Below are 13,966 nucleotides of genomic sequence, written 5' to 3'. Positions count from 1 at the left end.
GGATGGCTCGCGCTGTCGCGCCCGTGGTTCGCACCGACGGAACCGCCGCGCCGGGGGATTCCTACCAGGAACGGTTGGCCAAGTACTTTCCGATCGAGACGAGCGGACCGTACCTGGCCGCCTCGGCGGCCGTCACCGGAATGACCGAGCAGCACACCACCTCTCGCCTGCTGTGGTTGCTGGTGGTGTTCGTCCTGTTCGGTATCGGCACCGTTCCGCTGCTGATGAAGCAGTATCCGGCGCAGCGCTATCGAAATCGCTGGCTGCCCATAGGTTTCGGTACCGGCGCCTTCGTGATCTGGGCCTATTCCCTCGGCGCCCTGCCGGAGGAGTTGCACTGCTACAGCCCGATCGCGGCGGTGGTGCTCCCCATCGTCTACGGCTTCGGCGCGAACTTCAGCCCCGCCCCGGCGGCGCAACCCGCGACCTGAGGAATATGTGGTTCACGTGACAAAACGGCGGTGAACTCTCTCACAGGAGCGGGTTGTAACGGGCGCGGAATAGGTTGTGTAGACGGCGTTTTCGGTTCCCATGGCTGGGAGATCTCCGATCGAGCGGGTCCGCTCGCGACCCGGCGTGGTTACCGTGGAGGTGATTTGCGTATTCCATCTACCGGAGGAAGATCGTGCAGCTTCTCGATTTCGGTTCGGCCGCGCTGAACCTGGCCAATGCCGTAACCAATCTCGCCGCCAACATCACCTATCTGTTGCAGGCTTGGCACCTCATGCCGGTGTAAGTCCGGCACACAGTGCGGTCCCGCGCCCGGCGCGGGGCCGCACTGTCGTCTCCGCGCACCGTGCTTGCCCCGCAGCGCCCGATTCGCCGGATCCTTTGTGAGTCTCAGCACATAAGCGCGCAGTTTGCTCTAGCGTGGGCACGGTTGGTGCCGAGAGGGGTGTCGCGAATGAGTACGGGGATGCTGAGCCTGACCGAGTTGCGGGCGCGGGTCGAGTTGGGGGAGATCGACACGGTCCTGGTCGCCATGACGGATATGCAGGGCCGACTGCAGGGAAAGCGTTGTTCGGCAAGGTTTTTCCTGGAGGAGGTGGCCGGGCACGCCACCGAGGCCTGCGACTATCTGCTCGCCGTCGACGTGGAGATGAATACGGTCGGCGGCTACGCGCTGTCCTCCTGGGAGACGGGCTACGGCGATGTGGTGCTGCGGCCGGATCTGTCCACGCTGCGGATGATTCCGTGGCATCCGGCCACCGCGCTGGTGCTGTGCGATGTGCTGCACGTACGCCCGGAGGGCGTACGTGTCGCGGCTTCTCCGCGTCAGGTGCTGCGCGCCCAACTCGATCGCCTCGCCGAACACGGACTGCGCGCCTACGTCGGCACCGAACTGGAATTCCTGATCTTCGACGACAGCTACGAGCAGGCGTGGCGTACGGGCTACCGCGAGTTGACCCCGGCGAATCAGTACAACGTCGACTATTCGCTGCTCGGCACCGCCCGTGTGGAACCGCTGCTGCGCCGCATCCGCAATGAGATGGCGGGTGCGGGAATGTATGTCGAGTCCGCTAAGGGCGAGTGCAATCCGGGGCAGCACGAGATCGCGTTCCGCTACGACGAGGCGCTGCGCACCTGCGACAACCACGGCATCTACAAGACCGGCGCCAAGGAGATCGCCGCGCAGGAGCGGCGCAGCCTCACCTTCATGGCGAAATATAATGAGCGCGAGGGCAATTCCTGCCATATCCATATCAGCCTGCGCGACGGGTCCGGCGCGCCGGTCTTCGCGGGCGACGGCCCGCACGGCACCTCTGAGTTGATGCGCCACTTCCTGGCGGGCCAGTTGGACTGTCAGCGCGAGTTCACCTATCTCATGGCACCGAATATCAACTCCTACAAACGTTTCCAGCCGGGGAGCTTCGCGCCGACGGCGGTGGCCTGGGGTGTGGACAATCGCACCTGCGCGCTGCGCGTGGTGGGCGCGGGCGCCGGATTGCGGGTGGAGAACCGGGTGCCCGGCGGCGATGTCAATCCCTATCTGGCCGTCGCCGCCACCATCGCCGCGGGTCTGTACGGCATCGAACACCGGTTACCGCTGGAACCGGAATTCCACGGCAATGCCTACACCTCACAGCGACCGCGGGTGCCGGGCACGCTGCGCGAGGCGGCGCGACTATTCGGGGACAGCGCGGTGGCCAGGGCCGCCTTCGGCGATGATGTGGTGGCGCACTACCGCAATGCCGCACAGGTCGAACTGGACGCCTTCGACACCGCCGTCACCGATTGGGAGCGAACCCGTGGCTTCGAACGACTCTGACCCCCGCCCGGTCATCGGACTGCCGACCTATCTGGAACATGCCACCTTCGGCGCGTGGTCGACCGAGAGCGCCCTGCTGCAGAGCACCTATGTGCAGTCGGTGGTGCGTTCCGGCGGCATCCCGGTGCTGCTACCGCCGGACGCCGCCCGGCCGGAGGTGATCGACCGCCTCGACGGCCTGGTGCTGACCGGCGGCGCGGATGTGGATCCGGCCCGCTACGGCGCCGCCCCCGCGCCCCGGCTCGGCGAATTGCGTCCGGACCGCGACGAATCCGAATTCCACCTGTTCGCCATGGCCCGCGCCGCCGGACTGCCGGTGCTGGCCATCTGCCGGGGACTGCAGGTGGTCAATGCCGCCATGGGCGGCACCCTGTTCCAGCATCTGCCGGAGGTGGTCGGCCACGAGGAGCATTCGGGCGGCCCCGGCTCCTACACGGTCACCACGGTGCAGGTCGATCCCGATTCCAGGGTGTCGGGCATCGTCGGTGTCGAGGTCAAGGCGAACTGCCACCACCATCAGGCCATCGATCGGTTGGCCGAGGGTTTGGTCGCGGTGGGTCGGGCCGCCGACGGCACCATCGAGGCGGCCGAATCGCCCACCGAACCGTTCCTGGTCGGCGTGCAGTGGCATCCGGAATCCGATGCGAGCGACGACCGCCTGATGCGGGCACTGGTCGCGGCCGCCGCGCACACGCGCTGAGACAGCCGATCCGAGAAGACAATTCCGGCAGAAGGGAGCGCCGCGGTGACGGCGAGCCAGGTGATCAATCCGGCGACCGAACAGGTGATCGCGACGGTCGAGCCGACCGGTGCGGCCGCGGTCGACGCGGCCATCGAGCGGGCGCACCGGGCCGCGGCGGGCTGGCGGGAGGTGGCCCCCGGCGACCGAGCGCGCCTGCTGCGCCGCTTCGCCGACGCGGTCGACGCCGATCTCGAGCGGCTGGCCGCGCTCGAGGTGGCCAATTCCGGTCATACGCTCGGCAATGCCCGCTGGGAGGCCGGGAATGTGCGCGATCTGCTGCACTTCGCGGCGGGTATGCCCGAACGGCTGCTGGGACACCAGATTCCGGTGGCGGGCGGAGTGGACATCACCTTCCACGAGCCGCTGGGCGTGGTCGGGGTGATCGTGCCGTGGAATTTCCCGATGCCCATCGCGGGCTGGGGTTTCGCCCCCGCCCTCGCCGCGGGCAATACGGTGGTGCTCAAACCCGCCGAACTCACCCCGCTCACGGCGCTGCGGCTGGCCGAATTGGCGCTGGAGGCGGGTCTGCCCGCAGACGTCTTGCAGGTGCTGCCCGGCAGTGGCGCGGTGATCGGAGCGCGGTTCGTCACCCATCCGGCGGTGCGCAAGGTGGTCTTCACCGGTTCCACCGAGGTGGGCAAACAGGTGATGGCCGGCTGCGCCGCGCAGGTCAAGCGGGTCACCCTCGAATTGGGCGGCAAGAGCGCCAATATCGTCTTCGCCGACTCCGATCTGGAGCGGGCCGCCGCCACCGCGCCCTATGGCGTCTTCGACAACGCGGGTCAGGATTGTTGCGCGCGTTCGCGGATCCTGGTGCAGCGCAGCGTTTTCGACCGCTTCCTCGAACTGATGGAACCGGCGGTGCGCGGACTGCGGGTCGGCGATCCGGCGGCCGAGGAGACGGAGATGGGTCCGCTCATCTCCGCCGCCCACCGGGCCAAAGTCGCGGGCTACATCGAGCCGGCCACGAAGGTCGCCTTCACCGGCGCCTGCCCGGAAGGCCCCGGCTTCTGGTATCCGCCCACCGTCGTGCTGCCCGACGGCCCGCAGGACAGGTTGGTTCGGGAGGAGATCTTCGGCCCGGTGGTCGCGGTGCTGCCCTTCGAGGACGAGGCCGAGGCCATCGCCATGGCCAACGACACCGAATACGGCCTGTCCGGTTCGATCTGGACGGGCGACGTCGGCCGCGCCCTGCGGGTGTCGCGGGCGGTGGAATCGGGCAACCTGTCGGTGAATTCGCATTCCTCCGTGCGGTATTGGACGCCGTTCGGCGGATTCAAACAGTCCGGCCTCGGCCGCGAACTCGGCCCGGACGCCGCGCTCGCCTTCACCGAGACCAAGAACGTCTTCCTCGCCAGCTGAAACCGACAGTCAGGAGATATGGTGCAGCGCTTACAGGATCGGGTCGCCGTGGTCACCGGCGGCGGCAGCGGGATCGGGCTGGCCACGGTGCGCCGCTTCGCCGCCGAGGGGGCGAAGGTGGTGGTCGCCGATATCGACACTGCCGCCACCGAGGTGGCCGCAGAGGTGGGCGGGCTCTATGTGAAGGTGGACGTCACCGACGAGGAGCAGGTGCGCGCCCTGTTCCAAACCGCCGTCGACACCTACGGCGGCTTGGATATCGCCTTCAACAACGCGGGCATCTCCCCACCCGAGGACGACTCGATCCTGACCACCGGACTCGAGGCGTGGCGTCGAGTGCAGGAGGTCAACCTCACCTCGGTCTACCTGTGCAGCAAATACGCCATCGAGCACATGCTCGAGCGGGGCAAGGGTTCGGTGATCAATACCGCCTCCTTCGTCGCGGTCATGGGCGCGGCCACCTCTCAGATCTCCTACACCGCCTCCAAGGGCGGTGTGCTGTCGATGAGCCGGGAACTGGGGGTGCAGTTCGCCCGCAAGGGAATCCGGGTCAACGCGCTGTGCCCCGGCCCCGTGAACACCCCACTGCTGCGGGAACTGTTCGCCAAGGATCCCGAGCGCGCGGCCCGCCGACTGGTGCACGTCCCGGTGGGCCGCTTCGCCGAACCGGAGGAGATCGCGGCGGCCGTCGCCTTCCTGGCCAGCGATGACGCCTCGTTCATCACGGCATCGCAGTTCATGGTGGACGGCGGTATCGCGGGCGCGTATGTGACTCCGCTCTGAATCGGGACCACCCGCTATCGGGAAACCGGCCGGGTTTGACAGGGTGCGAGACTGACTGGCTGTGAGTATCAGCGAACGGACCCGGCGCGCGGCGGCGCTGTTGGCCGCGGTGTCGGAGCGGGCCGTCGACATCCTGGTCACGTTCGCGGTCACGGCGGCGACGCTGGGATCGCTCCTGGTCGAGCGGCACCCGTGGTGGGTGCTGCTCCCGGCGCTGCTGGCCTCGGCGCCGGTGCTGTGGCGACGCCGCGCGCCGCTGGGCACCCTGGCGGTGGTCGGTCCGGCCATGATCGCGCTGGCCTGCGTCGATGCCATGCCGCCGCTGCCGTACGGCACCATGGTGTGCGCGTACACCATCGCCGCGTACTGTTCGCCGGGTCGGCGGCTGTTCGCGGTGATCGCGGGGGTGGCGGGCATCCTGGTCTCGCTGATCGCGCCGAACGAACGTCCCGAGTCCTACGGGTACGCGGTCATGTCCTTTGTCACCGCCTGGGCGCTCGGTACGGGCGTACGCGCCAGGCACGCGCAGATCGCCATGCTCCAGGAGCGGGCGAAACGGTTGGAGGAGGAACAGATCGCCGCGGTCGCCAATGAGCGGGTGCGCATCGCCCGCGATGTGCACGATATCGTCACCCACGCGGTGGGCCTGATGATCGTGCAGGCCGAGACGGGGCCGCTGCTGACCCGCGCCGATCCGGACCGCGCCGATACCGTCTTCGGCGGCATCGCCGACACCGGCCGCGACGCCATCCGCGAACTGCGCTCCAGTATCGCCGCGCTGCGCGGTGACGCCGATCCGCGCCATCAACCCGGTATCGCCACCATCGCGGAGCTGGTCGAATTGACCCGGCCCACCGGACTCGTCGCCACCTTCAACGAGTACGGCACGCGCCGACCGGTCGCCGCCGATGTCGAGGTCACCGCCTACCGGGTGGTTCAGGAGGCGCTGACCAACACCGTCAAACACGCGGGCGCGACCACCGTGCGGGTGGTGCTGCGCTGGTCGGACCAGTGGTTGACCGTGCGCGTCAGCGATGACGGCGAGACCGCCGCCACCGGCGCGACCACGCCCGGCTACGGCCTGCTCGGCATGCGAGAGCGGGTCGAGGCGTGCGGCGGGTTGCTGCGTGAGAGCCATTCCGATTACGGGTTCACCGTGTTCGCCGAACTGCCGATCGCCGCGCGGTGAGCGTGCGCGTACTCGTCGTCGACGATCAGGAGCTGTTCCGGGCCGGATTCGCGCTGATCCTCGACTCCGAACCCGATATCAGCGTGGTCGGCACGGCCGCCGACGGGTTCGACGCGGTGGCACAGGCTCACGCTCTCGCCCCCGATGTGGTGGTGATGGATGTGCGGATGCCGCGCCTCGACGGTGTCGCCGCCACCCGGCGCATCTGCGCGGAAACCGCGGCGAAGGTGCTCGTGCTCACCATGTTCGACACCGATGACACCGTGTACGCGGCGCTGCGGGCAGGCGCGAGCGGATTCCTGCTCAAGGATATGCAGCGGGCGGAGTTGATCGCGGCGGTGCGGGTGATCGCGGCGGGGGAGGCGCTGCTTGCACCCTCCGTCACCCGCCGTCTGATCGCGACACTGAGCGAGCGCGGCGGCCCGCGCCCCGAACTGGCCCGACGACTCGACGGACTGACCGAGCGCGAACTCGACACCCTGCGTCAACTGGCTCGCGGCCGCTCCAATGTCGAGATCGCCGCCGCGTTGACCGTCACCGAGCACACCGTGAAAACCCATGTGAGCGCCGTACTTTCGAAACTCGGCCTGCGCGATCGAGTGCAGGCCGTGGTGTTCGCCTACGAGGCCGGATTGGTCGTGCCGGGGGCCGGAGACTAGGGCTGTTCCCACTCGCGCGAGGGAGGTCGGGTTCATTCCGTTCGGCGATGTGTCCGCATCGGGCGACGACCAGCATTGATGGGGTGAAGCGATTCTTGATCGCCGTCGCGGCCACTGTCGTCTCGGCGCTGCTCTGGTATGTCGGCATGGGCCTGCGGCCCGTGCCGGGCATCGCGTTCCTCGCACCGCTACCGGTGCTGCTACTCGCGCCTCGGGTCGCGGCGAGCACAGCCTTCCTCACCGGATTCCTGTCCTGGCTCGGCGGCGTGAGTCAGTTCTGGCCGTACTTCACCGGGACGCTGCAGCAGCCGCCCGCCATGTCGGTGATCCTGCTCGCCGGGACCGCGCTGGTCTACGGTCTGGTGGTCCTGCTGACCCGCGCATTGCTGCTGCGCGGGCGGCCCGGACTCGCCGCGCTCGCGCTGCCCGCCGGATGGGTGACGCTGGAATACCTGATGTGCGTCGCGGGTCCGTTCGGAGCGTGGTGGAGTCTGGCCTACACACAGACCGATGTGCTGCCCGTCCTCCAGACGGCCGCGCTGACCGGGACGTTCGGACTCACCTTCCTGATCCTGCTGCCCGCCGCCGCGCTCGCCGCCCTCCTCGCGCCGAATGTGACTCGGACCCAACGACTCCGGGTGGGCGGCGCGACGGCCGTCGTGCTGGTGTCCGCACTGGCCTTCGGCTTCGTCCGACTCGCGCAGCCCGCCGACCGCGACGCGGCGCCGGTCGGACTCGTCGCGGTGTCCCAGCCGGATGACTATGTGCGCGTGGACGGTCCGGACGGTCGCGACACCATCGCCCGCGCCGTCACCGAGATCGACCGGCTCGCCGACCAGGGCGCGCGGGCCGTCGTCCTGCCCGAGAAGACCTGGCGCGCGGACGAATCCACCCTCCCGCTGCTGTCCGAGCCGCTGACCGAGGTCGCCGCCCGGCGCGGTATCACCGTCGTCGCCGGAGTCGCGCTGACCAGGACGGACGGCGCCATCAACGCCGCCATCGCCTACCCGTCCGGCGTCGTCTACGCCAAGCACTACCTGGTTCCCGGTCTGGAGGAGGAATTCCGCGCGGGCACCCAATGGCAGGACGTGCCGAGCACCCAGTGGGCACTGGCCGTCTGCTACGACCTCGACCGACCGAATCTGGTGCGCACCAATAAGAATCGCGGCGCCACCCTGCTGCTCGTGCCCGCCCTCGATTTCACCGTCGACCACTGGTTGCACAGCCGCATGGCGGTCACGCGCGGCGTGGAGTCCGGGATCGCGATCGCGCGCCCCGCGCAACTGGGTGAGTTGGTGCTCAGCGATCCCACCGGGCACGTTCTCACTTCGCCGCGCGCCGGTATCGACCACACCGCGACGGCCTTCGCCGCCGTCTCAACCACCACCTCTCGAACCGTGTACGCCCGCTTCGGTGATTGGTTCTCCTGGCTGGCGGTCGCGGCGACCCTGCTGTGCGTCGTCGGGTTGTTCGGCGGAAAACGGCGCCGACCATAATCTTTCCATTGACAAGTTCGCGGACCGCCCTCTAATCTGACCACTGTCAAGATTAGTGAGGGAGGTTCGCGATGGCACCGCTGCTCGTACTCGCCGTGATCACCGGATCGGCCCGCCTCATCGGCAGGCTGGGCCAATTCGGTTGGCTCGATTCCTGGCCCCACTCCGCCCGCCTCGGCCTGGCCGCCATGTTCCTGCTCACCGCGACCGCGCACTTCACCCAACCCCGCCGCGCGGCGCTAATCGCCATGGTGCCGCCGCGCCTGCCGAATCCGGCGGCACTGGTCACCCTGACCGGTGTTTTGGAACTGGCGGGCGCGCTCGGCCTATTACTGCCGCCGTTCGCGCCCGCCGCGGGTCTCGGCCTGTTCGTCCTGCTCCTGGTGATGTTCCCGGCGAACATCCGCGCCGCCAGAGCGGGCACCGGCATGAAGACGATGCCCCTCCCGCCGCGGACCGTCGTCCAGGTGGTCTTCCTCGCGGCCTGCCTACTCGCGGCCCTCGGCTGACCGCGCCCGGACAGACAATTGCCCGACCGGCCCTGTACCCCCCTCCTGGTACAGGCCCGATCGAGCTGTACCAAGAATGCGGCTCGGGACTAGTCGGCGACTTAACGACGGCTTAATGCCTCATCTCGCCGAGGAACTCGCCAGGGTCATCTTGCCGAGGAACTCGCCTGCGTCATCTTGCCGAGGAACTCGGCGTTGGTCCGACTCTGCCGCAGCCCGTCGAGCAGCATATCGAGGCCGCGCTGCCCATCGAGTCCGGCCAGCGTGTGGCGCAACAGTCGGGTCGCCGCCAATTCCGGCGCGGTGAGCAGCAATTCGTCGTGCCGGGTACTGGACTGGGCGATATCTACCGCGGGGAACACCCGCCGATTGGCACTGGTGCGATCGAGTTTGAGATCGGCATTGCCGGTGCCCTTGTACTCCTCGAAGACCAAGGTGTCGGCGGTCGAGCCGGTTTCCACCAGCGTGCTGGCGATGATGGTCAAAGAGCCCCCGCCCTCGATATTGCGGGCCGCCCCGAGGAACTTCTTGGGTGGAGCCAAGGCGGCGGAATCCACACCGCCCGCCAGCACGCGGCCGGACGGCGGTGTGGCGAGGTTGTAGGCGCGCGCCAGCCTGGTCAGCGAGTCGAGCAGGACCACGATGTCGCGGCCCTGTTCGACGAGCCGTTTGGCGCGTTCGATGGCGAGTTCGGCGACCGCGATCTGGGTGCGCGGCGCGGCGTCGAAGGTCGCGGCGGCGATATCGGCGGGTACGGCGCGCGCCAGATCGGTGACCTCCTCCGGTCGCTCGCCCACCAGGACCAGCAGCATCTCGCATTCCGGGTGGTTCTTGGCGATGCCGTGCGAAATGGCCTGCAGCACCGAGGTTTTCCCGGCCTTGGGCGGTGCGACGATCAAGGCCCGCTGCCCTTTGCCGATCGGCATGACCAGATCGGTGACGCGCGTGGTCAGTTCGTGCGGTTCGGTCTCCAGGCGCAGCCGCTGATTCGGATAGATCGGGGTCAGGTCCCCGAAATGCGGACGGGGTGTCTTCGGTGCGAGTCCGTTGACGCTGGTGAGGGCGGTTAGCGGGTCGAGTTGTTCGGCGCGCAGGGCGGGTCGGGCGGTACCGACGAGGTAATCGCCTCGGCGCAAACCGTTTTCGCGCACGAACCGGGCCGCTACGTTGACGTCGCCGGGGCCGGGCAGATATCCGCCGACGCGGATTATGCCGCGATTGTCGGTGAGGTCGAGAATCCCGGCGACCTCGCGGTCTCCGCCGGTGTTCTGTTGAGAGGTGTTGTCTTTCATAGTCTTTCCTTCGATTGTGTGGGAAAAGAGTCGAGTTGCCGGGCGAATTGGCCGATGGGCCGAGAAGGGGCGTCGAGCTCGAGCCTGCGGGGAATTGTTCGCGGACCGAACGGGTGGGCGGACCAGAAATGGTCAACCGTCTGAGTCACTCGACTGAAATGCGCCCGAGTCGTAAGGTGGTCGGCACGCGTCGTTCAATCGGGTCGGCCGCCGAAACGCCCAAATAAGGCAAATCTCTTACCGGGAAATCTGCCTTGGGGAAACCCTGTACCAGACACGCCGTATCGGGAGGCCCCGCCTACATCCATCGGCGAACTATGTCGCCTACCATACCGACCCGGCACCCGCTGGACAACGGCTGAACTTCGCGGGGCCAGCACCCGTATCCGTGAGCAGACGATCCGTACAGGGAGTTCCGCCATGGCCGAACTGAAGCCGTTCTACCAGGATGTGCAGGCGCACTACGATCTCTCCGACGAGTTCTACCGCCTGTTTCTCGACCCGTCCATGACCTATAGCTGCGGTTATTTCGAACGCCCCGAGCTGACCCTGGAGCAGGCGCAGCTCGCCAAGATCGACCTCGCCCTGGGCAAACTCGACCTGAAACCCGGAATGCTGCTACTCGATATCGGCTGCGGCTGGGGAGCGACGATGTTCCGCGCCGCCGAGCGCTACGGCGCGCGGGTGGTCGGACTGACGCTCAGTCGCAACCAGTACGAGCATGTGGCCGCCGCGATCGAGCGGTCCGGACTGCCGAATATGGATGTCCGGCTGCAAGGTTGGGAGGAATTCGACGGGGAGGTGGATCGGATCGTCAGCATCGGCGCGTTCGAACATTTCCGGCGCGCCCGCTACCGCGAATTCTTCGATACCTGTCTGGCGGCGCTTCCGACCGACGGCCGGATGCTGCTGCACACCATCATCGGTCATACCCTCAACGACCTGCGGCGCATGAATATTCCCGTGACCCGCGACAATGCCCTGTTCCACATCTTCATCAAGCGGGAGATCTTCCCCGGCGGCCAGTTGCCGACGCCCGCCGAGGTGACGCGGGTGGCCGGGCAGGCGGGTTTCGGCACCGAATATATTCAGCCGCTGCAACCGCACTACGCCAAGACGCTGGACCTGTGGGCGGCGGCGCTGGTCGCCAATCGGGAGCAGGCGGTGGCGCTGACCTCGACCGAGGTCTATGAGCGCTACCTGAAGTACCTGACCGGATGCGCCAAGCACTTCCGGTCCGGCCATATCGATGTCATGCAGTTCACGCTCGTGAAATAGGCTGCGGTGCGGGGTGATCCATCACAAGACCGCCTGTGTTTGGGTCACCTTGCCCGCGAGTTTGCCCGCGTCGTCGCGGATCTCGGTCTCCACGACGATGAAGGTGCGACCCGCGTGCAGCGGGGTCGCGGTGGCGGTGGCGTAGCCGGAGCGAATCGCCCTGAGGAAGTTGGTCTTCGATTCGACCGTCGTCGTACCCTGTTTGCCCTCGGGCAGATTCAGGTACGCGCACATCGCTCCGGTGGCGTCCGCCAGGGAGATGAGCACCCCGCCGTGCAGCACGCCCCCGAGCGTGCACAGTGTTGGGTCCCAGGCGATTCGGCTGCGCACCCGCTCGCGACCGTGCTCGAGCACCTCGATACCGAGTCGCTCGGTGAAAGGCATCGTCTTGTGGAACAGTTCCGTGCCCGCTTCGTCGATCATGATCCGATCCTGCCGTACGCGAGCCGCGAACGCCCGCTGCCCGGCACGCGAGCGCGTACCGGGCAGCGGGGAAGTACGGGACTACTGGCCGTAGACCGCGTTGTAGAACTGGATGGCGGCGGCGATGCCGACCGGTACGCCGATCAGGATCATGCCCGCGGCCGCGCCGAGCGCGATACCCGTGGCCGCGCCCGCCAGGCACAGACCGATCGGACCGGCGAAGAAGGTCGGCACCACCAGCGGCGCGCCGATGATCGCGCCCGCCACGCAGCCGAGCACACCGCCGATGATGGTGCCAACCAGGGTGCCGATACCGGTGGCCAGGCCGAATTCGGTGCCCGCGTTGCTGAGGGCGGTATTGAAGTCGGTGCCGCCGACCGGCTTGGCATCGACCGGTTTCAGCATCTCGGCCGGGTGGGCCTGCGCCGGATCGGTGCTCGGGGTGAGAGTGGCGGTATTGCCATCGATCTTGGCGGCGATCGGCCATTCCTGGCCGTCCTTGAGGTAGGTCAGCGGCATGCCCGCGATCAGGCGACCCTGGCCGTCGAGCACCTGGAACTGGCTGCCCTGCGTGGTGAGCGACCCCGCGTCGGTCTTCAGGACGACGGACTTGTCGACGACACTGGCGTTCCAGTGCACGCCGGGCAGGACATCGGTCTGCAGCGAGGTGCCGGGGGCCGGTGTGGGCGCGGGCTCGGCGTAAGCGGTGCCGCTACTGATTCCGACGGCCGCGATGACGAGCATCGAGGCCGCGGCGAACTTCTTGATCTGCATCTACCTGGAACTTCCTCATCTACGGGAGTGCCTGCGGAACCCCTGAACCGACGGCACTCAGCTCATAAACATGAGCCCTTCAGAAGGCTCGTCGAAGTTCATTACGAAGATGTAACGAAGTATGTAAATAGCGCGTCAAATACAACTCGAATATGTTAAAGATCCGTCAATCCGCGCCCCGAGGTCAACATTCCGGTTGGAAATTGTGTCGCGGGCCACTCGGCGGCCTAATGCGGTGGCCTGCGCGGATCCCGAAATGGCCGATCAGCCCAAACGGCTGACCAGTGAATCCGGCAAATAGGGCAGCACGATGTCGATCAGCCGCCACGGCCAGGTCGGAACGCAGGCCCGCGCCCGCTCCCTCTCGATGGCGTCCACTATTGCCGCGACCCCTTTGCCCAAAGGGGCGACCATGCGCGAATCGCCCGCATTCGCGGCCATATCGGTGGCGATGAAACCCGGCAGCAGGGTGGTGACCGCGATCGGCGAATGTGCCAATTCGGTGGAAAGTCCGCGCCCGAGGGCCGCCAATCCGGCCTTGCTCGCCGAATAGGCCGTCTTCTTGCCCGGCAGTCCGCGCACCGCGCTCATCGAGGACACCAGCACCAAATGTCCGGACCGCTGGGCCAGGAAGATCTCCATGGCCGCCTCGATCTGTGCCAGCGCGCCGACGAAATTGGTATTGGCGGTGGCGAGATTGGCCGGGGCGCGACCGCTGCCGATCCGCGCGCCCTTACCCAGTCCGGCATTGACGATCACCCGGTCCAGGCCGCCGAGTTCCGCGTGCAGTTCGGCGAAGACGCGCGGCACCGCGGCGTGGTCGTCCACATCGAGTCGGCGCACCGCGATGGTGCGATCCGGGTGCGCGGCAAGCAATTCGGCGCGCAGCGATTCGAGTGTGTCCAACCTGCGCGCGCACAGCGCCAAGTCGCGGCCCTTGGCGGCGAAATCGCGCGCCATAGCCGCGCCGAGGCCCGAACTCGCCCCGGTGATCAGAATCTTGCTCCGCGGCACGGGGCGAACATCTTCGCGTGTCATGGAGGCGACCTTAGTCGCGCACGTCCCCCGCTCAGCCGCCGAATGATCCCGTGCGCGGGGGTGGTGGCGATACTCGATCCGGGCCGAGCGGGCGGCCGAATCGGTAACGGTTCAGTAACTGGCCTTGCCATGTCGATGCGCATGGGACCAGA

General features: G+C 67.4%; 14 protein-coding genes. 10 read left to right on the top strand and 4 right to left on the bottom strand.

The features are described from left to right. The first annotated feature begins 2 nt into the window (after window positions 1-2). From D5S18_RS16975 to D5S18_RS16935, 9 genes are all read left to right on the top strand, one after another. On the top strand, window positions 3-431 hold the full coding sequence (locus D5S18_RS16975; protein WP_120041950.1) for a hypothetical protein: 429 nt from the start codon (window positions 3-5) through the stop codon (window positions 429-431). A 473-nt stretch (window positions 432-904) separates the two neighbouring features. After that, entirely contained in the window at window positions 905-2,269 is a 1,365-nt protein-coding gene (locus D5S18_RS16970) for a glutamine synthetase family protein (protein ID WP_120041949.1), read from the top strand. Further along, a complete protein-coding gene (locus tag D5S18_RS16965) occupies window positions 2,250-2,969 on the top strand; it encodes a gamma-glutamyl-gamma-aminobutyrate hydrolase family protein (protein ID WP_239003814.1) in 720 nt (239 codons plus the stop codon). The genes D5S18_RS16970 and D5S18_RS16965 overlap by 20 nt, the downstream gene beginning before the upstream one ends. Before the next feature lie 45 nt (window positions 2,970-3,014). Beyond that, on the top strand, window positions 3,015-4,373 hold the full coding sequence (locus tag D5S18_RS16960) for an aldehyde dehydrogenase family protein (RefSeq protein WP_120041947.1): 1,359 nt from the start codon (window positions 3,015-3,017) through the stop codon (window positions 4,371-4,373). An 18-nt stretch (window positions 4,374-4,391) separates the two neighbouring features. Next, entirely contained in the window at window positions 4,392-5,156 is a 765-nt protein-coding gene (locus D5S18_RS16955; RefSeq protein ID WP_120041946.1) for a 3-oxoacyl-ACP reductase, read from the top strand. A 61-nt stretch (window positions 5,157-5,217) separates the two neighbouring features. Beyond that, the gene (locus D5S18_RS16950; RefSeq protein ID WP_203236767.1) at window positions 5,218-6,345 is read left to right on the top strand and encodes a sensor histidine kinase; all 1,128 of its coding nucleotides are present in this window, start codon (window positions 5,218-5,220) and stop codon (window positions 6,343-6,345) included. Then, complete coding sequence (locus tag D5S18_RS16945; RefSeq protein WP_120041945.1) at window positions 6,342-7,004, top strand: response regulator; 663 nt, start codon at window positions 6,342-6,344, stop codon at window positions 7,002-7,004. The genes D5S18_RS16950 and D5S18_RS16945 overlap by 4 nt, the downstream gene beginning before the upstream one ends. 83 nt (window positions 7,005-7,087) lie before the next feature. After that, window positions 7,088-8,500, top strand: a complete 1,413-nt coding sequence (locus D5S18_RS16940) for a nitrilase-related carbon-nitrogen hydrolase (RefSeq protein WP_158607887.1) — start codon at window positions 7,088-7,090, stop codon at window positions 8,498-8,500. Between the two features lie 71 nt (window positions 8,501-8,571). Next, complete coding sequence (locus tag D5S18_RS16935) at window positions 8,572-9,009, top strand: DoxX-related protein (RefSeq protein ID WP_120041943.1); 438 nt, start codon at window positions 8,572-8,574, stop codon at window positions 9,007-9,009. Window positions 9,010-9,155: 146 nt separating this feature from the next. Here the strand turns inward: D5S18_RS16935 and D5S18_RS16930 are convergent, their stop codons facing one another. Next, complete coding sequence (locus D5S18_RS16930; protein WP_120041942.1) at window positions 9,156-10,301, bottom strand: transcription termination factor Rho, short form; 1,146 nt, start codon at window positions 10,299-10,301, stop codon at window positions 9,156-9,158. Window positions 10,302-10,721: 420 nt separating this feature from the next. Here D5S18_RS16930 and D5S18_RS16925 point away from each other — a divergent pair, with 420 nt between their 5' ends. Further along, window positions 10,722-11,579 (top strand): cyclopropane mycolic acid synthase family methyltransferase, encoded by an 858-nt coding sequence (locus tag D5S18_RS16925; protein WP_120041941.1) that lies wholly within the window; start codon window positions 10,722-10,724, stop codon window positions 11,577-11,579. Window positions 11,580-11,600: 21 nt separating this feature from the next. Here D5S18_RS16925 and D5S18_RS16920 read toward each other — a convergent pair whose 3' ends face one another. The 3 genes from D5S18_RS16920 to D5S18_RS16910 all read right to left on the bottom strand — a co-directional run bounded on the left by D5S18_RS16920 (window position 11,601) and on the right by D5S18_RS16910 (window position 13,814). Next, the gene (locus D5S18_RS16920; RefSeq protein WP_120041940.1) at window positions 11,601-12,002 is read right to left on the bottom strand and encodes a PaaI family thioesterase; all 402 of its coding nucleotides are present in this window, start codon (window positions 12,000-12,002) and stop codon (window positions 11,601-11,603) included. Between the two features lie 81 nt (window positions 12,003-12,083). Continuing rightward, window positions 12,084-12,776, bottom strand: coding sequence for a DUF8020 domain-containing protein (locus tag D5S18_RS16915; RefSeq protein ID WP_120041939.1), 693 nt, complete (start codon window positions 12,774-12,776; stop codon window positions 12,084-12,086). A gap of 264 nt (window positions 12,777-13,040) precedes the next feature. Beyond that, window positions 13,041-13,814, bottom strand: a complete 774-nt coding sequence (locus D5S18_RS16910) for an SDR family oxidoreductase (protein WP_439651134.1) — start codon at window positions 13,812-13,814, stop codon at window positions 13,041-13,043. Window positions 13,815-13,966: the final 152 nt, after the last annotated feature.

Source organism: Nocardia panacis, assembly GCF_003598715.1.
In the GTDB taxonomy this organism is placed as follows: Bacteria; Actinomycetota; Actinomycetes; order Mycobacteriales; family Mycobacteriaceae; genus Nocardia; species Nocardia panacis.
This window is presented reverse-complemented; position numbering and strand designations above follow the sequence as displayed.